This window comes from Pseudomonas sp. FP2338 (genome assembly GCF_030687515.1).
GTDB classification, from domain to species: Bacteria; Pseudomonadota; Gammaproteobacteria; order Pseudomonadales; family Pseudomonadaceae; genus Aquipseudomonas; species Aquipseudomonas salomonii.
The window spans coordinates 4,069,220-4,089,734 of the sequence record NZ_CP117436.1; the positions used below are offsets into that span (position 1 = coordinate 4,069,220).

Annotated in this window: 11 protein-coding genes and 1 pseudogene; 6 read left to right on the plus strand and 6 right to left on the minus strand. The window is 62.6% G+C overall.

The genetic code is table 11. The features are described 5' to 3' along the window. Nucleotides 1-130: 130 nt before the first annotated feature. Together PSH96_RS18355 and PSH96_RS18360 are read left to right on the plus strand one after the other, a co-directional pair. A complete protein-coding gene (locus tag PSH96_RS18355) occupies nt 131-802 on the plus strand; it encodes a sterol desaturase family protein (RefSeq protein WP_305454223.1) in 672 nt (223 codons plus the stop codon). 2 nt (nt 803-804) lie between these two features. Next, complete coding sequence (locus PSH96_RS18360; protein ID WP_305454224.1) at nt 805-1,905, plus strand: SMP-30/gluconolactonase/LRE family protein; 1,101 nt, start codon at nt 805-807, stop codon at nt 1,903-1,905. A 50-nt stretch (nt 1,906-1,955) separates the two neighbouring features. Here the strand turns inward: PSH96_RS18360 and PSH96_RS18365 are convergent, their stop codons facing one another. From PSH96_RS18365 to PSH96_RS18380, 4 genes are all read right to left on the minus strand, one after another. Further along, nucleotides 1,956-3,398, minus strand: coding sequence for a hypothetical protein (locus tag PSH96_RS18365; RefSeq protein ID WP_305454225.1), 1,443 nt, complete (start codon nt 3,396-3,398; stop codon nt 1,956-1,958). Nucleotides 3,399-3,615: 217 nt separating this feature from the next. Next, a complete protein-coding gene (locus PSH96_RS18370) occupies nt 3,616-4,680 on the minus strand; it encodes a lipocalin-like domain-containing protein (protein WP_305454226.1) in 1,065 nt (354 codons plus the stop codon). After that, the gene (locus PSH96_RS18375) at nt 4,670-7,132 is read right to left on the minus strand and encodes an FtsX-like permease family protein (protein WP_305460100.1); all 2,463 of its coding nucleotides are present in this window, start codon (nt 7,130-7,132) and stop codon (nt 4,670-4,672) included. Before PSH96_RS18375 ends, PSH96_RS18370 begins: the two co-directional genes overlap by 11 nt. Nucleotide 7,133: 1 nt before the next feature. Next, nucleotides 7,134-7,790: an ABC transporter ATP-binding protein gene (locus tag PSH96_RS18380; RefSeq protein ID WP_065931168.1), complete on the minus strand. Its 657-nt coding sequence runs from the start codon at nt 7,788-7,790 to the stop codon at nt 7,134-7,136. A gap of 274 nt (nt 7,791-8,064) precedes the next feature. Here PSH96_RS18380 and PSH96_RS18385 point away from each other — a divergent pair, with 274 nt between their 5' ends. The 3 genes from PSH96_RS18385 (at nt 8,065) to PSH96_RS18395 (ending at nt 12,129) form a co-directional block, all read left to right on the plus strand. Then, the gene (locus PSH96_RS18385) at nt 8,065-8,739 is read left to right on the plus strand and encodes a histidine phosphatase family protein (RefSeq protein ID WP_305454227.1); all 675 of its coding nucleotides are present in this window, start codon (nt 8,065-8,067) and stop codon (nt 8,737-8,739) included. A gap of 187 nt (nt 8,740-8,926) precedes the next feature. Continuing rightward, entirely contained in the window at nt 8,927-10,585 is a 1,659-nt protein-coding gene (arnT, locus tag PSH96_RS18390; RefSeq protein ID WP_305454228.1) for a lipid IV(A) 4-amino-4-deoxy-L-arabinosyltransferase, read from the plus strand. A gap of 26 nt (nt 10,586-10,611) precedes the next feature. Then, nucleotides 10,612-12,129 carry a glycosyltransferase family 39 protein gene (locus tag PSH96_RS18395; protein ID WP_305454229.1) on the plus strand — a complete coding sequence of 506 codons (1,518 nt, stop codon included), beginning with the start codon at nt 10,612-10,614 and terminating at the stop codon, nt 12,127-12,129. A gap of 34 nt (nt 12,130-12,163) precedes the next feature. Here PSH96_RS18395 and PSH96_RS18400 read toward each other — a convergent pair whose 3' ends face one another. Further along, the gene (locus tag PSH96_RS18400) at nt 12,164-13,015 is read right to left on the minus strand and encodes a hypothetical protein (RefSeq protein ID WP_305454230.1); all 852 of its coding nucleotides are present in this window, start codon (nt 13,013-13,015) and stop codon (nt 12,164-12,166) included. Between the two features lie 484 nt (nt 13,016-13,499). On the opposite strand from PSH96_RS18400, the pseudogene PSH96_RS18405 reads away from it, so the two are divergent. Then, nucleotides 13,500-13,803 (plus strand): annotated as a pseudogene (locus PSH96_RS18405) (hypothetical protein). Between the two features lie 206 nt (nt 13,804-14,009). Here the strand turns inward: PSH96_RS18405 and PSH96_RS18410 are convergent. Beyond that, entirely contained in the window at nt 14,010-20,267 is a 6,258-nt protein-coding gene (locus PSH96_RS18410) for a non-ribosomal peptide synthetase (protein ID WP_305454231.1), read from the minus strand. Nucleotides 20,268-20,515: the final 248 nt, after the last annotated feature.

Here is a 20,515-nt window from a genome sequence, read left to right on the forward strand (position 1 = left end):
TACACCACCAAAAGACCACCATCTCAGCCAACCCAACTCCCCCACTCAAACCGCGGACTGCGCAAAAACTCGCACTATCTCGCGTACCAACTAAGCTCAGGCTCCAACAAAAAAACCCGAGCGTGCCACCATGGCCCATCCCACCGAGACCTTCCGCGCCGGCTACCGCGCCGCCGTGAGCGCCCGTTACAACCCCTGGCTGCACGCCGGTTTCGTGCTCGGCTACGGCATCGTCTGCATCGCCCTGGCCTGGTCCTCCACCGCGCACATCACCGCGCTCCAGTGGCTCACCGTGCCGCTGACGCTGGTGTTCTTCAACCTGTGCATCTACCTCGTGCACCGCCACCTGGGCCATCACAAACACAGCCTGGCCCGGCTGTTCTATGCGCGGCACACGGGTGACCACCACAGCTTTTTTACCCCCGGCCACATGACCTACGACAGCCCGCGAGACTGGCGTGTGATTCTGTTCCCGGCCTGGTTGATCGTGCTGCACAGCCTGGCGATCACCCTGCCCGCCTGGTGGCTGCTCAAACAATTGAACCCCAACGTCGCCGGGTTGTTTGCCGGGTGCATGATCCTTGGGTATTTACTTTACGAAGTGTTTCACGCCTGCGAGCACCTGCCCGCCGGGCACCCGGTGGCACGCCTGCCCTGGATTCGCCAGATGCACCAGTTGCATGCCCTGCACCACCGCCGTGAGCTGATGCAGGGGCGCAATTTCAATATCGTCCTCCCCCTGATGGATTACCTGTTCGGCACCCTGCACTGGGAGCCGAACGCCCACGACAACCAGGAATAGTCATGAGTACCCGCCCAAAAAAACTGCGCCATTTGCTCTTCGTACTGCTGCTTGCAGTCATCGCTTTTCTGCTGCTGATGCCCACCAAAGTGCAACCGGTGAACTGGTCGCCGCCCAAAGCGCCCTCGCTGAAAGACGGCGCCTACGCCGAGAACCAGCGGCTCAAGGGCATTGAAAAAATCGGCGCCCAGGACATCGCCGGCCCCGAAGCCTTGCTGCTCGACCCCCAGGGTTTTCTGATCAGCGGCCTTCAGGACGGGCGCATTATCCGCACCTCGCCAAACAGCCACACCCTGGAAGTGCTCGCCAACACCGGCGGACGCCCGCTCGGCCTGGCGTTACACCCGGATGGGCGATTGATCATTGCCGATGGAGTCAAGGGGTTGCTTGCCTTGGATGCCAACCGTCAACTCAAACTGTTGAGCAGCAGCGCTGACGGCGTACCCTTTGGTCTCACCGACGATGTGACCGTCGATGCCAGCGGACGCTATGCCTACTTCAGTGATGCATCGAGCCGCTGGGGCTACGGCCAGGACGGCACAGCGGTGATCGAGCATGGCGGCGACGGCCGGTTGCTGCGCTATGACTTCAGCACCGGCAGCACCGAAGTGTTACTGGACCGGCTGCAATTTGCCAATGGCGTGACTCTGGGCCCGGATGAAAACTACGTATTGGTGAACGAAACCGGCGCCTACCGCATCAGTCGCTACTGGCTCAAGGGCGAGCGCAGCGGCACCCATGACCTGTTTATCGACAACCTGCCGGGCCTGCCGGACAACCTCAGTTTCAACGGGCGCGACCGCTTCTGGGTGGCCCTGTATTCGCCACGCAACCCGTTGCTGGACGGTTTCGCCGGCTACCCACTGTTGCGCAAGGTGATGGTGCGCGCACTGATGGTGGTGCCCAAGCCCATCGAGCGCAAAGCCTTCGTGCTGGGGCTGGACACCGATGGCAAGGTCATCGCCAACTTGCAGGATGGCAGTGCGGGCAATTACTCGCCGGTCACTACCGCGCGCGAATACGGCGACTGGTTGTACCTGGGCTCGCTCACGAGCACCAGCATGGCGCGCCTGCCGTTAAAGTTGGCGCTGGCTGGCGAATAAAAAAAAGGGGCAGCCTGTTCAGGCCGCCCCTTCTGATTTACATCAAGGTATCAATGGATGATGTCTTGGGTGCAGATGTGCCCAAAGGTCACATATTGCACATTGTCACCGCCGACACCCACGCCCGGGAACTCGTCCAACTCGATACGCCAGCCGCCGAAGTTGAAGGTGGTGTCCCAGGTGTACTGAACGCCGGTGCTGCTGTCCGGGTACTGCACGCGGTTATCGCCAAAGCAGGTACCGAGCGCGGCACTGGCCTGGGATGTGCCGGCACTGTTGGTGGTGGCCTTGAAGTCGGTCCAATGGAACTCGGTGCCCTCAAAGCGCTTGTCGACACGCAGCACAGGTGTGACGCCCAGCAGCGGCGCGCCCGTGGAGTCGGACCAGTTGGTGGTCCAGTTCAACGTGCGCCCCGCCTGAGTCGCCATCCAGAATATCGATGCCGGCACCCGCACGATGTTGTCGCCAGTTACTTGCGAGCTGTTCAGCCGTGGCGCAGAGCCGAGGCTCAACTGGTAGTACTTGCTCGGGTCCTGCGTCACGGCCGGGTTGGCGCGCACACGCACCTTGACGGTCGTACCCGGCGTGACACTCGGGTAGGTGGACGTAGAACCGGCTGGCACGACGATCCAGTTGACGCCATCAAAGCGCTCGAAGATCCACTGGTTACGGCTGCCACTGTCATCGCCTGCCAGGTACATGCTCACGGCCTGGCCACGCACGGCCTTGAAGTCGAAGTAATCAACGTCGTTGGCGTTGTCGAGGTTGCCGCTCACCTTGTTCATGGTGTCCGGCAGCGCAAAGGCGTCTTGCGGCGTGTCGTTGGGCTCGAAGGCATCGATGTTGGTGTCTGCCGCTACGCCAAAACTGAACTGCGCATTGGTTGCGGTCTTGGCCACCATGTACCAGTAGTAGTCACCGGCCGGCAGTACACCGTCGATGTATTCATCGGCATTGCCGGCGTTGTCGGAGGTCGCCAGCAGTTGCGGATTACCTTGGCCGTCATCGCGGAACAGGCTCAGCGACATGTCGGCGCCGGCACTCTGGTTGATCAACTGCACCAGCACCCGCGCGCTTTTTGGCAGGTTGAAGTGGTAAGGGAAATCCTGGCCCGTTTGCACTTCGCTGATGGTGTAGAGGGTGTTGATATCCAGGGTCGGAAACAGTGGAACAAAGTCGGCGACCGCTGCACTTTTCAGCTCGCTCTGATTCGGCTTTTTCAACGTGCCGATAACGGTGTTGAACGGTGCGGACCTGGCCGCTTTAGTGACTGTCTTGGTCTTGCCGTCCCGCGCCTCCAGGAGCTTTTGCCGCAGCGCCTCCGAAATCGGCACCGCAGTGAGCGTGCCGCCAGGCTTGAGCGCGTCAATCTCGCTTTGGCTGACTGTGCCGGGGGTGAGTTTGGGAAGGGTCAGGTCGGCCAGGGCAGAGGCCGAGATAAAGCAGGAGGCCATCATGGCCGCGCCCAGCATAAAGGCTTTGGTTGGTTTCATTTTTTATCCATCCATAGTTAAAAAATTGATGCTCAGGTGAGCGGTGACATCCGGTCACCTGGGATGGAATGTAGAACAATACTGTATATATGACCAGTACTTTTGCTAAAAAATTTGCACGCACGCGCCAGCGCGCCCGAACACATGCCAGGCGCGGGAAATCACATTTGGGAAGTTGCCTACTCGGCAGAGAAAAATCGCCTACAAAAACCCGCGATCAATACCCGGTCATCTCCAGATACCCCACACCACCGTCAAACTGCACCGGCCCTTCCCAGTACGGAATACTGAGGTTCATCCATGCCTTTGGATTGACGGCCTGGGGCGTAATGTCCAGTTGTTTGCCGGGTATTTTCAATGACCAGCGCGTGGGCACAGAGCGCCCGTCAATGTCGGTGGTGGCCAGCGGTGTGAGCTGAATATCGGCGTTATGCAGGGTCTGGGTATGCCCTTCGCGGTCGATCCAGGTGCCGGTCAGATAACCCGCGCCGCCCTTTTGCCGCACGCGAAACAGCATCAACTGCTCGCCACGGTCCAGGTGCAGGGAGAACCAGTCCCAGCCGGTCTGGCTGGCGGCCAGCGGTTGACTGCTCCACTCGCGGTCGAGCCAGGCCGGGCCGCTGACCTGGTAGGTGGTGCCGTCGAGGGTGACATTGCCTGCTGCGGTAAAAAACGGCTGGCTGTAGTAGTAGGACGCCTGGCCTTGATCGGATTTGCGGCTGTAGCCGTTATCACCCTGCAACACCAATGGGCGACTGGAGGTCAGGTGCAAATCGTAGGCAAACTGCGGGCCGGTGGCCTTGAGTTGCATATCGGCCAAGGCGCTGGCGGCACCGGGCCGTGTGGCGAAACTCCAGTCGTCGAGCCAGGCCGTGAACGGCTCTGCCTGGGCGCCGGCCTGGCCAACGCCGCCACGGGCGTAGCGCTCAGCAGCGTAATGACGGGTGGCAGACGTGACGGCGGCATGGCCCAACCAGATCGTCGAGTCGCGCCAGCCCGCCTGTACCGGCCCGGCCTTCAGCGCGTTGCGAAACAGCGTCCATTGCACGCCGAACACACGGCCTTGCTCGTCCTTGAGGTTGGCGGTGACGTACCACCATTCGATGCGAAAACCTGGATGCGGGCCGTGGTCTTGGGGAAAGCTGAAGACCTTGCCAGGCACCACCTGGGCAAAATCCGCCGCCTCGCTGCCAAGGCCGGCGAAGCTTTCCGGCGGCGCGGGGGCTTTGTCGCAGGCGGTCAACAGCAATACGGCGGCCCAGCACCAGGGTTTAATCTTCATGGGCAAAGGTCCTCAGCAAATCCGCCGGGCGACTGCGGTACAACTGCCACAGCGGCCAGGCCGAGGCGAGCAGCGTGGCAAGCATGGCCAGCCCCAACAATTGCGCCAGCTGCCACGGAAACACTTGCAAGGGCAGGCGCCAGCCGAACGCCTGCACATTGATCACCGCGTCCAGGCACCACGCCAGCAGCAGGCCCAAGGGCAAGGCGAGTACCAGCGTCAACACCGCCAGCAGCCAGGTTTGGCCGAGGTTGAGCAGCATCAGTTGCCGGCGCGTCACGCCCAGCGCCCACAGCGGTGCGAGTTGGCCGAGGCGACTTTGGCTCTGGGTCAGCAGGCTGATAAACAGCGCCACACCGGCGACCCCCAAAGTCAGGCTGTTGAGTGCGGCGGTGGCGGCGAAAGTGCGTTCGAACACCTGGCTCGACCAGCCTTTGAGCTGCTGCTGATCGACGATGCGGCTGTCCTCCAGGGCAAAGGCGCGCCGCACCTCCTGCACCAGTGCCGGCACATTGCCGGGCAGTACCCGCAGGTTGAAGCGTGCCGGTGCCAGGCCTGGCCAGTGCGCCAGCAGGTGTTGCGAATTGACCAGCAGATGGCCCTTGGGGTTGCCGTAGTCGGCGTAAACCCCCACCACTTTTGGCGACCAGACGCCTTGCGGCGTGGGGAACTGGATGGCATCGCCCAGCCCCACATTCAGACGGCGTGCCAATTGCTCGCTGAGCATCACGCTATCGCCCTGCAGCAGTTGGTCCCAAGGCGCACTCGCCGCTTGCAGCAACGGCCAGTGCTGGCGATAGGTCGGGTCATCGACCACACCGAACACATCCGCCGGCCAGCCCTGCAATTGCACCGCCACCTGCCAGGTCGGCAGCACCGCCTGCACCAGCGGTTGCTGCGCCAACCAGCTGGAAAGCTGCTCGGCCTGGGCCGGACTCTGCGGGTTGAGGTACAGCTCGGCGGTAAGGCGTTGTTCCAGCCAGTTATTGAACGTCTGGCGAAACCCCGAAGTCATGGATCCCGCGCCGATGTTCGCCGCCAGGGCCAACAGCAGCGCCATCAACGCCAGGCTCAAGGCCGGCAACTGTTGGCGGCAGTCGGCAAGGAACCACTGGCCCAATACCGAACGGCTGCGTCCAAGCACCGCCGTCAACAGGCCATTGAGCAGCACCGGCAGGCCGAGCGCCGCGCCCAGCAGCAAGGCGGCCATCAGCACAAATCCGGCGGCGAGGCTGTTGCCCCACCACAACGCCAGCAATGCAATCGCCAGCGCGGTAGCCGCCACCCCACCCTGACGTCGCAGCCAGCGCCCATGCGCCTCGTGCCAGGCCTGGGCATTGGCCAGGGCCAGCAAGGGCAAACGTGCCGCACGCCACAGGCTGCTGGCACCGGCAAGCAGGGCGCCGAGCAGGCTCAAGCCCAAGCCGGCCAGCCACCACCACGGGCTGAGGTTCAACTGGCCCGCCACCTCGGCGACATACAGCCCGCGCAGGCTGGCGGCCACGTCCGGCAGCAACAGACTGGCCAGCAGGTAACCACTGATCACACCCAGCACGCCGCCCAGCAACGACAACACGCCCAGCTCAACCGCCAGGCTGACGATCAGCAGGCGCGCGCTGACCCCGCAGGCACGCAAGGTGCGCAGCAAACCACGGCGTTGCTCCAGGGCCAGGCCGATGGCGGCGTGGACAATGAACAGGCCGACCACAAAGGATAAAAAGCCCAAGGCATCGAGGTTCAGGTGAAAACTTTCGGTGAGGCGCGAGAGGTTGTTGTCCTCGCCTTGCTTGAGTTGCAGCGCGGCGGGCGGCGTCGGATGGGTGGCGGCAAAGGCCTTGTCCACCAGCAGGCGCGACAGGCGCCCCGGCATGTCCAACAGTGGCTGGGCGAAGCCGATATCGGTCAGCAACAGGCCAGGAGCCATGTCAGGCTGAACCTGTAAAGGTGGTAACCGTTGCCCGCTTACCGTCCATGGCTGCTCACCGGCCTGCAAGCCCAACGCCTGCAAGGTTTGCGCAGCGATCCAGGTTTGCCCGGGCGGGTTGAAAAACCCGAGCATCTGCGCCTGGCTCAAGCGCTGCCCCGCCACCGCGCCGCCACCGGGCAAGGACAACGGCTCGATGCCCATCAATTGCAGGCGCAGATCTTCATGCCCCTTGAGCAGCAGCCGCCCCTGCACCACCGGCGACACCGGCCAGCCGGCACGGCGCAGTTCGGCAAACAGCGCTTGCGGGAAACTCGCACCGTCCGGCGCACTCAGGCTGGCTTGGGGCTCACCGCCGATCAATTGGCTGGCACGTGCATAGCTGTCGCGCGCCTGACTGTTAAGGGCTTGCACGCCGGTCAACAGTGCGGTGGCCAGCCACAAGCCGGTGAGCACGCTGAAAAACTGCACCGGGTGCCGCCGCCAATGGCTCAACAGTGCGCGCAGTGCCCAATAAAATACCCTCATCTCACGCGACCACACGGCCATGCCGCAACACCACCTGGCGGTCCAGGCGCGCGGCGATGCGCGGGCTGTGGGTAACCATCAACAGGCTGGTGGGGCTGTCTCGCAGCAGGTCCAGCAGCAATTGCAGCACGTCATCGCTGGTGGCCTCGTCGAGGTTGCCGGTGGGTTCATCCGCCAGCAACAAGCCGGGGCGCGAGGCCAACGCACGGCCCACCGCAACCCGTTGCTGTTGGCCGCCGGAGAGTTGTTCGGGATAACGCTTGAGCAAGTCGCCCAGGCCCAGGCGCTCCACCAGTTGCGCCTGCCATTGCGGGTCGAAGCGCCCGGCCAGACGGGCCTGGAACGCCAGGTTGTCGTCGACACGCAAGCTGCCGATCAGGTTGAACTGCTGGAACACCAGGCCGATTTGGGTACGCCGCCAATGGGCCAGTTGCGCCTCGCTCAGTTGGTCCAGGCGCTGCTCGCCCACCTGGACAGTGCCACTGTCCACGCGGTCGAGCCCGGCGACCAGATGCAACAACGTGCTTTTGCCACTGCCCGACTCGCCCATCAGCGCCAGGCTGCTACGTTCCCCCAGGTACAGGTCGACACCCGCCAGCACCGGCAGCGGACCTTGCGGGGTGGCGTAGCTTTTAACAACACCTTGCACCTGCAACATAAACACGCTCGTTTAAAGGACTGCAAACGAGCATAACGGCTGGTTGACGACCCCATGCAAATTTTTCACATCGATTTCACTGCTTGCCCACCCTCGCCCCTCTAAATTGCCCCCCAATATCGATAGTCGGCAACTTGTTAGTTGCCGCCCACGGCAACTTCTAACTGCTGGATGTTCAGCCAAAAGACAGCAGCGCTATGACACGCTCCGCTTCAACTACGGGCATCCGTCAGTGCGTTGCGCCTATTTGAATAAAACACTGAAGACAGTGCCCATGGTGAATGATGTGGTTGACCTTACCCTGACCAAACCGCGCTCACGCCGGGGCTATCTCAAGCGCCTGCGAAAGTGGTGGGCGGGCCTTGCCGTTATCGGCTTGCTGCTCGCCGGTTTCCTGTTATGGCCGTTCTCGCCGCGCGACCTTAGCGTCGATAATCGCCTGCTGACCTCGCAAGTGCTGCCGGCCTGGCGCGATGGCGACCTGATCGTGCTGGTACGTCACGAAGAGCGCTGCGACCGCTCGGCCAATGCCTGCTTCGGCGCACCTGAAGGCCTGACGACCGTCGGCACCCAGCGCGCCGAAGAAGTGGGCAAGGCCTTCAAACTACTGGGCCTGGAAAACACCGACATCGTTGCCAGCCCGGCCTTGCGCACGGTACAGACCTCGCACTTCATGTTCGGCAAAGCCGAGCTGACCCCAGGGGAAAAGACCATCTGCGGCGAGGACATCGATGAAGAACTGCTCAGCCGCAAACGAGCTGGTCGCAACCTCGTTTTTGTCACCCACAGTGGCTGTATTGCCGACTTCGAAAGCGCCTTGGGCTACCCCCGCGCAACGTTTGCCGAGTACGGCAGTGCCCTGTTCGTGCGCGTACTGGGCAATGGCAAATTCGAGACGCTTGGCATCATGAAAGGCCCCGCCTGGTCCGCCGTACTTAAAAAGCTATAGACACTTTTTTACCTATAACTTTCTTCATGTTCAGCAAAACGACAGCCCTCTTCTGGCATGTTCAACTGCGCCCGCAACTATTGGACGTCATGATTTTTTTCATCGACTTAGTGAACTTTGTGATTCTTCCTACAAACTTTTACATATCTGCTTACTTCGCCATTAAACGTCAAGGAGTGACGTTTTCATGACACGTCTGCTTAAACCTTTGCCTTTATTGCTACTGGCCTTCGCGGTGTTTTATCTACTGCCCATGGGCCTGCACGGTCTATGGACCCCGGATGAAACCCGCTATGCCCAGATCAGCCAGGAAATGCTGCAGAGCGGCAATTGGGTCGCACCGCACTTCATGGGTGTGCGCTATTTCGAAAAACCCGCCGCCGGCTATTGGCTGATCGCCCTAGGGCAAGCGGTGTTCGGCGAAAACCTGTTCGGCGTGCGTGTGGCTTCGGCCTTGACCACCGGCCTGAGCGTGGTGCTGGCCTACCTCATCGCCCGCCGCTTGTGGAACGACCCGCGCAAAAGTTTCGCCTGCGCCCTGCTCTACATGAGCTTCGGGCTGGTGGCCGGGCAAGCGGGGTATTCCAACCTCGATCCGCAATTCACCTTCTGGGTCAACCTCAGCCTGGTGGCGCTGTGGTTTGCCCTCGACAGCCGCACGTCGCGTGCTCGTCTGGGTGCCTGGGCAGTGCTGGGCGTGGCCTGCGGCATGGGCTTTATGACCAAGGGCTTTCTGGCCTGGCTGTTGCCCGTGCTGATCGCCGTGCCCTACATCCTCTGGCAGCGCCGCCTGGGTGAACTGCTGCGCTACGGCCCGTTGGCGATTGTGGTCGCCGCCATCGTGTGTGTGCCGTGGGCCTTGGCCATTCACGTGCAGGAGCCCGATTACTGGCGCTTCTTCTTCTGGCACGAGCATATCCGTCGCTTCTCTTCCGCCAATGCCCAGCATGCGCGCGCCTGGTGGTTCTTCCTGCCGATCATGGTGGTTGCCTGCCTGCCATGGGCGGCGTTGCTGCCGACCACACTGATCAAGACCTGGAAAGACAAAGCCCAGCCGGCCATCGTGTTCCTGGCCCTGTGGTTGCTGTTGCCCCTGGCCTTCTTCAGCATGAGCCGCGGCAAATTACCGACCTACATCATGCCGTGCCTGCTGCCGCTGGCCTTGTTGATGGGCCATGCGCTGATCGACCTGATCGAGCAAGGCAAGGCCCGCGCGATCCTGATCAACGGGCTGGTCAACGCCGTGATTGGTCTGGCCGCGATGGTGGCGTTGATCTACCTGCAAATCAGCAACCCGATGTACGGCAACAGCCACGCGGAGATGTTCAGCCTGTCCCTGGCGTTTATCGTATTGCTGGCCTGGATCCTCGCCAACCTGCTGCAAGCGCTGCGCCCGCTGACCCTGTGGGCAATGCCGGCGCTGGGCATCGGCTTGCTGGTGGCGTTACTGCCGGCGGGCATGCCGGCGATGATCACCGATACCGAAATGCCCGACCAATTCGTGCTTGAGCATCTGGATGAATTGCAACAAACCCATGCTTTGATCAGCAACGAGCTGGGCTCGGCGTCGGCCTTGTCCTGGCGCCTGGGCCGCCCGGAAGTGGCGTTTTACGACACCGTAGGCGAGCTGCGTTATGGCCTCCAGTACGCCGACTCGGTGCACCGCAAGGTCGACCTGGACAGCGTGCAAACCTGGCTTGCGCAGGCGCGTCAGCAAGGTTCGGTCGGCGTGCTGATGCGCGTGCGCAGCACCAGCGAACACCGCGAAGAAGGGCAACTGCCACCGGGTGGCAAACGCTATCGCAAAGGCGCCCTGCTCTTGATTATTTATCCGCAGCTTCCCTAACGTTACGTCTGCCCTGAGAGCCGCCCATGAGTGTCTTCAAAACCGAACGCGGCGCCCTGGTGCTGCTGCTGGGCGTCTCGGCGCTGCTCCTGCTGCTGGGCCTGGGCAGTCGTGACTTGTGGGGGCCGGAAACCCGCTGGGCCAACATCGCGTTGCAGATGCTGCAAAGCGGTGATTACTTCGACCCCTACCTCAAGGGCGCGCCCTACTACGACAAACCCCTGCCCTCCTACTGGCTGATCACCGGCTTTGCCAATCTGATGGGCGGGCTTGGCCCCTGGTCGCTGCGCTTGTCGTCGGTGATTGCGGCGTGGTTGAGCATCTGGCTGGTCTACCTGATCGGCGAACGCCTGTTTCGCAAAGGCACCGGGCTGATTGCCGGCTGGATGCTCGCCACCACCTTCTACTTTCTGTTCTGGGCGCGCGTGGCCACGGCCGACATCCTCACCGTATGCGGCGTGCTGGCGGCGGTGTGGTGGTATTGGCGCGGGCCGGACGACACGCGGCTGGGGCGTTACACGGTGTTTTTCCTGCTGCTGGCGGCCACCTCGCTGTTCAAAGGCTTGATCGGTTTTGTGCTGCCGGGCCTGGTGCTGCTGCCGCACCTGCTCAGCGAGCAGCGCTACAAGCGCCACCTCAATGTGCGCCTGCTGCTGGCCATGCTGATTGCAGCGGCGTTTTATGCGATTCCCTTCGTACTGTCCCACCTCTACGGCGCGCCGACTTACGGCGAGAGTGGCCTTGAACTGGTGTTCAAGGAAAACGTGGTGCGCTTCTTCGACCCGTTCGACCACATGGGGCCGATCTACACCTACCTGATCTACCTGCCCGCCTACACCTTGCCCTGGGCACCGTGCTGGTTGCTGGGCCTGTGGCTGGCACTGCGCAACTGGCGCCAAACGCCGCCGAACGTGCGCTGGCTGGTGTGGGGCCTGGGCCTGCTGTTCGTGTTCTTCACCGCCAGTGGCAGCCGGCGCAGTTACTACGTACTGCCGCTGGTGCCCTTTGCCCAACTTTTGGCCGCCTGGTGGTTGAGTGAACGCCTGGAGCAAAAAACCGCCCACTGGCCGCGTTGGCAAAAAGGCTTCGGTTTCACTGCAGGCTTGCTCTTGCTGGTGCTCGGGGGCATCTATCCCTGGGTCAGCGGCAATGGCGGCGTGACCCGCTTCGCCGACGATGTACAGGCCGAAGCGACCAAAAGCGCACCGTGGAATCACTGGCAGATGGTGATGGTAGAAGTCGACAACAAGGTGCCCATGTACCTGCAAAATGGCGGCAAACCGTTCTACTACGTCAGCGAGACCCAGGACTTCCCGCGCCAGGGCGACAGCGCTGCCTTGATGGCCTGGCTGGAAAAAACCAGCGGCCAGGGCTTCGACCCGCAACACACCATTATCGTCGCGCAGTATTCCAAGGAAGACCCGACGCCGCTGGCCTACCTGGGCGCGGATCACACGGTGATCACCACGCAGCCGGACAATGGCGAGCGGTTGTTCCAGAAGCGCTCGGGGGGCAGTGTGGCGTTTGTTCCAACGCCCCGCTGACAGCATTATCGGCTTCACCCCGCCTGGAATGCCGCTAGCGCTTCTCAAACACGGCATAACCGACATAAGCAAAATCCGACAACCGCCGTGCTTCGGAACCGGGGTACGTGAAATGCTCACGCGTCAGGTAAGGCGCTGGAAGATCAGGAACGTCTTCCACCTTTCCGTCTATTTCGCCGTTACTGGCTGTGGAATGGGCGCCGCCTTGCTGGTCAATGAATTCAAGGACGTGTTCAGCATTCGCGGCACTGGCTGCGCGAACATCGGCGGGTAACCGGGGGTCGTTCCAGTCACCGCCTACGAGCACTTTGAAGGTGAGCCGTTCGTTCGCGTCGAGCACGTTATCAAGTGCCTTGAACAAGGGATTCACCGTGATTGCCTGCACCGAGCGTCGGTCACCTGTTGCGCGACCGTGGGGGGCAGGCTTTGGCCAGATGCCCCCGCGACCGCCCTCCCCGAGCACGCGGTAACCTTGCTCGGCGAATTGAGTCAGGCGGTCCACCTCGGACGCAAAACCCTTTACACCCTGCACGTCCAGGCGCCCATCACCTGGGTAACTGCCTTTGACCCGGCGCAGGCAGGGGTCGTTGTCAATGTGGTGGATCACCCGCGCCAGGCGATACATGGCGTTGGCACGTGACATCGGGTCCGGGTTGGCGGCGGTAAAGTCGCCCACCTGTCGCTTTAAGTGGGTGATCAATCGGGTTTGGCGCTCACGCCTTTGCGGGTTCCAGCCAAAGGCGCGTGACATGATGCCCGTGCCCAGCATGGGGTTGTCCTTGTAGATCTGCGTCGCGGAGCGTTGATCATCCGCCGGCCGTGTCTGCGCGCGCGTCGGCAGGCTGCAGGTGTCGGCCTCAGTACGGGGGGCTGGCAACGTCGGCATGCACGCCTGCATGAAAGGCTGAAAGTATCCAAACGTTTGGGTCATGAGCCACGTTGTCCATCAAAATCCAACGGCGTCGAAACGCTGACACCGACGTTTCAGGCGAAACTGCACAGTGTGTTGGTGGTGACGGCACAAAAGGTTCCATCGGAACCTGCGGTTGATGGCGTTTGGTCATGGTTTGTAAAGGGCCAGCAAGGCGTGTCCCTTTTAATTGCAGGACGTTTCCTAGACAATCCCTGCCGCCTTGTGCCTGTTGGAATCGATGGCTAGTCTGCGATCCGTCACTGCTCATCAGTGATCGGGTTTAGTCGCCCGCTAACATCACGCGCACGGTCTTCCACCGATTTTTATGGTGGCTGTGCGTGGGGCGCCTTTGGGTGCGCCGGGTTTCGTGATGACCGGTCGACTAACCTGCGCACAGCCGCCCCCCATTCGCTTAGTCGCGACGGGTGTCGACTCCTAATCATCACGGAGTTACACCATGAAAAAAGTCGTCCCCGACCCACCCCTCAACGCCGACAACGACCGCGCCGCCTTCAATCGCGCCATTGGACCATTACCTGCCCTCCAAGGGTGTTCAAATCGAAGACCTGAGCTTCGAAGACGCCCTGCTCTACACCGCCAGCTTGCTCGACAGCGCTTCAGCGACCGCGCTCAATTGCGGTGATCTGCTGGCCAGTCCCCAGCGGGCGAAGATTCTGGCGGTGTGGCATTTGCTGGAGGTGGCCAAGACCACGGTGGACCGCTCTATCGAATGCCTGAACCCTTCAAAACCAACTGCCTGACTGTGATCTGAAAGTATGGGAGCTGGCTTGCCTGCGATAGCCATAGGTATCTACACAACCGGTTAGGGCTGTTGTGGCGAAATTGGCTGCCTTCAAACGTTGTGTAGATACCCATGCTGCGATAGCGGTGTATCAGCAACAGAGGCGTTGCCCGAAATACCGCTATCGCGGGCAAGCCCGGCTCCCACATGGCCCGCCTCCAGGCTTCAGATCCGGCGGCGGCGGTTGAGTTGGGGGATCGCGGTTTGCGGTACTTCCACGCGCTGTACCTGGGCGGAGGTGCAGGCGGCCAATTGCTCCAATGTCGGCTGGCTGAACAGGGTGCGCGCATCCACTTCCAACCCAGCCTTGCGCATCCGCGCCACCAGGGTCACCGCCAGCAATGAATGCCCGCCCAGCTCGAAGAAGTGGTCGTGACGCCCTACCCGCTCAAGCTTCAACACGTCGGCCCAGATGCCCGCCATCAGGGTTTCCACCTCACCCCGCGGCGCCTCATACGCGCGACTCACCACCGCCTCCAAGCCAGGCTCCGGCAAAGCTTTGCGGTCGAGTTTGCCAGCCGGGTTAAGCGGCCATTCATCTAGCTGCACAAACGCCGCCGGCACCATGTACTCAGGCAACTGCTCCAGCACATACGCACGCAAGGCTTCCAGGCCCGGCGCTTGCCCACGCAAGGTAAAGTACGCCACCAACCGCTCATCACGAATCAGCACCGCCACGTCCCGCAGCGCCGGGTGCGCGGCCAGGCGCGATTCGATTTCGCCCAGCTCCAGGCGCACGCCCCGCAGCTTGACCTGGAAGTCATTGCGCCCCAGGAACTCAAGGTTGCCGTCGGGCAAGTAACGCACCAGATCACCGCTGCGGTACAGCCGATCACCGGCCACAAACGGGCTGTCGATAAAGCGCTCGGCGGTCATCTGTTCCAGGCCCAGATAACCCCGCGCAACGCCGACGCCGCCGATGTGCAGTTGGCCGCTGACGCCCATGGGCACCGGCGCGTCATGTTCATCCAGCACATACAGGCGGGTGTTGTGGATCGCCCGACCAATCGGCAGTTGCACGGCCGGCACGGCGGCGCCGGGTTCCAGGGTCCAGGCGCTGCTGTCCACCGTGGCTTCGGTGGGGCCGTAGACGTTATGCAAGCGCACGTTGGGCAGCCGCGCCTGCACGCCTCGGGCCAGGGCTTCCGTGAGTTCGCCGCCGCCACACAGCACGTCGGTGAGGCTGGTGCACAGCGCCGATTCTTCCAGCTCCAGAAACTGCTGCAACATCGCCGGCACAAACTTGATCACGCTGATCTGTTGCTCGCGGATCACCTGGGCCAGGTACGCCGGTTCACGGTGCCCATCGGGCCGTGCGAGCACCAGGCGCATGCCATTGGTCAGCGGCCAGAACAGCTCCCACACCGAGCCATCGAAGCTGAACGGCGCACGTTGCAACAAGGCGCCGCCCTGGGCATGCGGGCACAGCCGGGAGCCCCAGTGCATGAGGTTGCTTAAGCCGCGATGCTCGATCATCACGCCTTTGGGCGTGCCGGTGGAGCCGGAGGTGTACATCACGTAGGCCAGGTTGGCGACGCTCAAACCGGGCACCAACGGGTTGCCGCTAGGCGCCTGGCCCCAGGCGCAGCGGTCGAAGTCGATCACGGGTATCGACACCTCGCCGGGCAAGTCACGGGTGGCCGCGTGCACCAGTAACGCCACGGGCTGGCTGTCGCTGAGCATGTAGGCCAGGCGTTCGCGCGGATAGCCCGGGTCCAGCGGCACATAAGCGCCACCCGCCTTGAGGATCGCCAGCAAACCCACCACCAGCTCCAGCCCGCGCTCGACGCACAGCGCCACACGGGAATCCGGCTGGACGCCGCGCTCGCGCAGGTAAAAGGCCAACTGGTTGGCACGCTCGTTGAGTTCGCGGTAGGTCAACTGCCGTTCGCCAGCCTGCACCGCAATGGCATTGGGAATCTGCCGCGCATGGGCTTCGAACAGGGCTTGGACGGTGAGGGTGTCGGGGTAGTCGGTGTGGGTCGCATTAAAGTCCAGCAACAGCGTTTTCAGTTCACTGGCCGGCAGCACCTGTACCTCGCGCAGCGGTGTGGTCGGCGCCTGTTCAAGGGCCTCCGCCAGGCCATGCAACACCGTCTCGAGATAATCCAGCAACCGCTCGGCACCGACCTTGCGCGGCGCCTTGGCCGTGAGGCGAAAGCCACTGGCGACATCGTCGACCGTGAGCATCAGCGGGTAGCTGAGGATGTCTTCGCTGCTGAGCAGGGCAATGCCCGGCACCAGGTTCAAATCGCGATCGGCCGCCGTGTGCCGATAGTTGAGCAGGCTGTTGAACAGCGGCGATGCCCCGCTGCAACGCTGGGCCAGAGCCAGGGATGCCTGCTCATGGGCGACCAGCGCGCTCAGTTGCGCATGGGTGTCTGCCAGCGCAGCGACCACGCTTTGCCCGGCCAGGCGCACGCGCAGCGGCAAGGTATTGATGAACATGCCCAAGGCCCGGTCGGCGCCCTCGCCGGCTTGCAAACGGCCGAGCAACACGGTGCCGAACACCACATCATCGCGGCCCGCCACCCGGCTGAGTACCTGGGCCCAGGCCAGGTGAAACAGGCTTGCGGCACTGACCCCCAGCGCTCGCGCCTGGGCGCGCAGGCGCAGGTTGAGGGCGTCGGTCACGGGCCGTTCGGCCGCTTCGATGTCGGCGCGATTGGCTTGGCGCTCCTGCAAGCCGAACGCCAGGGTCGGCTCGTCGACGTCGGCCAGGCGTTCACGGAAGAACGCCTCATGGGCCGCCTGGCGCGCTGCCGAACGGGTCTGCGCGACCACATTGCGGTAAGGCACCGGCACCGGCAATTGCGCCTGTTGGCCCAGCAGGTGGGCGCGAATCTCATCCACCAGTACGGTGGTCGAGGTGGCGTCATTGACCAGGTGATGGAAGCGCAACTTGGCGACCCAGCGCTGGTTGTGCGGCTCCTCGGCGTAATCCAGCGCCATCAACGGCGCCTGGCGCAAATCCAGCGGTGCGTGCTGATCCTGCAGCGGCCCAACGCGCAACTGCGCTTGGCGCCACACCACTTGCATCGGCTGTTCCAGCGCATCCCACACCAGGCTGGTGCGCAGGATGTCGTGACGGTTGATCACCTGCTGCAACGCCTGGGCAAACGCCTCCAACTGTTCGCGACGGGCAAAACTGAACAGCGCATGTTGCTGGTAGGGGTCGCGCTCATCCGTGAGGTGGTGGTACAGCAAGCCCTCCTGCAACGGCGCCAGCGGGTAGACTTCCTGCACATTGGCCGCGCCTCCGGGGATGCCGGCGACGATACGATCCAGGCTCGACTGGTCGAGTTCGGCGAGTGCGAGCATGTCCGGCGTGATGTGGCTGCAACCTGGCGCAATACGATTGCCCGGCACCTGGACGTCGCTGCCGCCACTGACCGCCGCCAGCGCGGCGAGCGTCGGCTGGCCGAACAACACCTGCACATCGGCATGCAAGCCAACCTGGCGCATGCGCTGCACCAACTGCACCGCCAACAGCGAGTGGCCGCCCAGTTCGAAGAAATGGTCATGACGCCCCACTTGCTGCACCTGCAATAACTCAGCCCAGATCCGCGCCAGAAGGGTTTCCGCGCCTTCGTACGGTGCCTCGAACTGACGCGTGACAAAGGCTTGCTGCGTGGGCGCGGGAAGCGCCTTGCGGTCGAGCTTGCCGTTGGCAGTCAGCGGCATCGCGTGCAACTGCACATAGGCCGCGGGCAACATGTAATCGGGTAGCGAAGCGTGCAGATGGGCGCGCAACACTTCGATTTCGACGCTATGCCGGGCGACAAACCAGGCCAGCAGTTGGCCTTCGCGACACTGCACCACGGCTTCCTGGACCGCCGGATGGCTGGCCAGCGCGGATTCGATTTCCCCCAGTTCAATGCGCACGCCACGGATTTTCACCTGGTCGTCATTGCGGCCCAGGTACTCAAGGTTGCCCTCGGGCAGCCAGCGCGCCAAATCGCCGGTGCGGTACATCCGGCCCGCGTTGAACGGGTCATCCACAAAGCGCTCGGCGCTCAGTTCAGGCTGGTTCAGGTAACCCCGCGCCACACCTTTGCCGCCGATATACAGCTCGCCCGGCACGCCAATCGGCACCGGGCGCTGGTGTTCATCGAGCAAGTACACCGTAGCATTGTCGATCGGCGCGCCGATGTGCAGCGCCTGGCCCGCCGCGACACGCCCGGAAGTGGCGACCACCGTGGCTTCGGTGGGGCCGTAGTTGTTGATCACGTCATAGGTTTGCGCGCGACTGAAGCTGCGCAGGCGGTCGCCGCCGATCAGCAGGGTATGCAAGGTCGGGTGTTGCAGGCGCTGGCTGAAGGCATACTCGGCCACCGGGGTCGGCAAAAAGCACACGTCCAACGGCTGCGCACGCCACCAGCTGAGCAGCGCATCAATGTCCTGGGCGTCGTCCTGTGCCGGCGCCAGGTGCAAGGTCGCGCCCACGCACAACGCCGGCCAGACTTCCCAGGCCATCGCGTCAAAACCGAAGCCGGCCACGCTGGCTGTATGGCTGCCCGCGTGCAGGTTGAAGGCGCGGCAGTGCCAGTCCACCAGGTTCGACACGGTGTGGTGCTCGACCATCACGCCTTTGGGCAAACCGGTGGAGCCTGAGGTGTAGATCACATACGCAAGGTTCGACGGCGTGACCGCCACCGGTGGGCTGTCGCTGCGGCCATGGGTCGGCAGGTCCAGGCGGATTATCGGCACGTCGAGCATCGGCAGGCGCGCCAGCAAGTCGTGCTGGGTCAGCACCGCCACCGGTGAACTGTCGTGCAGCAGGTAGTTCAGGCGCTCGGCCGGATGGGCCGGGTCCACCGGCACGTAGCAGGCGCCGGACTTGAGGATCGCCAACAACCCGGCCACGGTTTCGAGCCCGCGCCGCGCCACAATCGCCACGCGGTCATCCGGCTGCACGCCATGTTCGAGCAGTTGGTGGGCCAGGGCATTGGCCTGTTGATCGAGCTGGGCGTAGGTCAATTGCCGGCCCAGATGCGCCACCGCGATGGCGTCGGGCGTGCGCACCGCTTGCGCCTCGATGCGCCGATGCAGGGTTTGTGGGCTGGCATGCGCGTGTGCGGTGGCATTCCATTGCTGCAACCGGGCCTGCTCGGCCGGCGTCACCAAAGTGAATTCAGCCAGCGTCAACGCGGTATTGGCCAACCCCTGCTCCAACAGCCAGGTAAAGCGCTGCGCCAGCGCCTGCACCTCGTCGTGACGGAACCAGGCCTCGTTGTACACGCAGTGCAGGCAAGCGGTGTCCTGGTAACGGTTGCTGCGCAGGTGAAAGGCTATCGGCAGTGGCTCGTGGTGGTTGGAGACCTTGATCGCACGGGCCTGGACCTGGCCGAAGCGCAGGTCGTGATCGTCCTGCTCAAAGGACACCGACAAATCAAACAACTGGCCGCGATCGGTACGGCGCAGGCCCAGCTCACGGTTCATCTCGCTCAGGGGAAAACGCTGGTGGCGAAAATCCTGCTTGAGCTGGTCACGCACACCGCGCACCAGCGCGCTGAACGGCAAGTGCGCGGCGAACTGAAAGCGCACCGCGCTGACCTGGGTGAACAAGCCCACGGTGGAACGAAAATGTGCGTTGGAACGGTTGAGGATCGGCAGCCCCACCACCCATTCATCACGCTGGCTGGTGCGGGTGAAATACACGTAAAGCGCCGCCAGCAGCACATGGAAAGCCGAGGCCTGGTCACGGTTGGCGACTTGTTCCATGCGATTGAGCAGCGTCACAGGAAACGGCTCCACCCAGGTGTTGCTCGGCGCTGTGGCGTTGTGGCGCGGCGTCAGTAACGGCTCGGGCAACACCTGGTATTTGTCCAGCCAGTAAGCGCGGTCACGGGCGTAACGGGCCGACTCCTGGTAACGCTGGTCGGTGTCGATAAAGTCGATATACGACGGTGCGCACGAATCCGGTTGCCGCCCCTGCTCAAGGTCGGTGTACAGGCGGGCCAGGGATTGCAGCATCTGGCCAAAACCCCAGCCGTCGAGGATCAGGTGATGGGCCTGGGTGCCGAGGCGGTAGTGATCGTCATCGAGTTTGACCAGGAAAAACCGGAACAGCGGTTCGCCACTCATTGCATAGGGCCGGGCCATTTGCGCCTGCATCAGCGCGTAGCTTGCCGCCTGTGGGTCTTGCAGCGCACAGAAGTCGTGCCGTTGTACCTGCACCGTCAGCGCAGCGTCGAAGGTCTGTCGCGGCAAGCCGTCGGCATCACTGTGCAGTTGGGTGCGCAAGGCATCGTGCTTGGCCACCAGCAACTCGACGGCGCGCTGGACCAGTTCCGGCACCAAGGGGCCGGCAAAATCGACATAGCCGCCAATGTTGTACAACGGTGAGTTGCCCGTTCGCAGTTGGTCGAGCCAGATGTCCTGCTGGGCGGCAGTCAGGGGGAAGCTTGGGGAGTGCTTCATAAGATCCTTCTCAATAGGAGTCAGGCACGGCCGCGCACGGGCCCATTTCGCCAAAATTGCCGGATTTGAGCATGCAGGTCCGAGGGTGTCTGTCACCCGAAACCCGGACATTCAAATGAGTGGAAACGGGCTTGGCTGATGGTTGACGGCTGAAACGATTAAAGCGCTGTAGGAAATTGGCTACATCTGGTCGTAGTCAGTTTTTTCGGACAGGTGCGGATAATTTATTTTTACTTTAAATATCAGTT

What these genes read in the sequence shown, in the direction of transcription:
- PSH96_RS18355 (WP_305454223.1), top strand. Translation starts at nt 131, where the DNA reads ATGGCCCATCCCACCGAGACCTTCCGCGCCGGCTACCGCGCCGCCGTG.
- PSH96_RS18360 (WP_305454224.1), top strand. Translation starts at nt 805, where the DNA reads ATGAGTACCCGCCCAAAAAAACTGCGCCATTTGCTCTTCGTACTGCTG.
- PSH96_RS18410 (WP_305454231.1), bottom strand. Translation starts at nt 20,267, where the DNA reads ATGAAGCACTCCCCAAGCTTCCCCCTGACTGCCGCCCAGCAGGACATC.
- PSH96_RS18380 (WP_065931168.1), bottom strand. Translation starts at nt 7,790, where the DNA reads ATGTTGCAGGTGCAAGGTGTTGTTAAAAGCTACGCCACCCCGCAAGGT.
- PSH96_RS18395 (WP_305454229.1), top strand. Translation starts at nt 10,612, where the DNA reads ATGAGTGTCTTCAAAACCGAACGCGGCGCCCTGGTGCTGCTGCTGGGC.
- PSH96_RS18365 (WP_305454225.1), bottom strand. Translation starts at nt 3,398, where the DNA reads ATGAAACCAACCAAAGCCTTTATGCTGGGCGCGGCCATGATGGCCTCC.
- PSH96_RS18370 (WP_305454226.1), bottom strand. Translation starts at nt 4,680, where the DNA reads ATGAAGATTAAACCCTGGTGCTGGGCCGCCGTATTGCTGTTGACCGCC.
- PSH96_RS18385 (WP_305454227.1), top strand. Translation starts at nt 8,065, where the DNA reads ATGGTGAATGATGTGGTTGACCTTACCCTGACCAAACCGCGCTCACGC.
- PSH96_RS18375 (WP_305460100.1), bottom strand. Translation starts at nt 7,132, where the DNA reads ATGAGGGTATTTTATTGGGCACTGCGCGCACTGTTGAGCCATTGGCGG.
- PSH96_RS18400 (WP_305454230.1), bottom strand. Translation starts at nt 13,015, where the DNA reads ATGCCGACGTTGCCAGCCCCCCGTACTGAGGCCGACACCTGCAGCCTG.
- arnT (WP_305454228.1), top strand. Translation starts at nt 8,927, where the DNA reads ATGACACGTCTGCTTAAACCTTTGCCTTTATTGCTACTGGCCTTCGCG.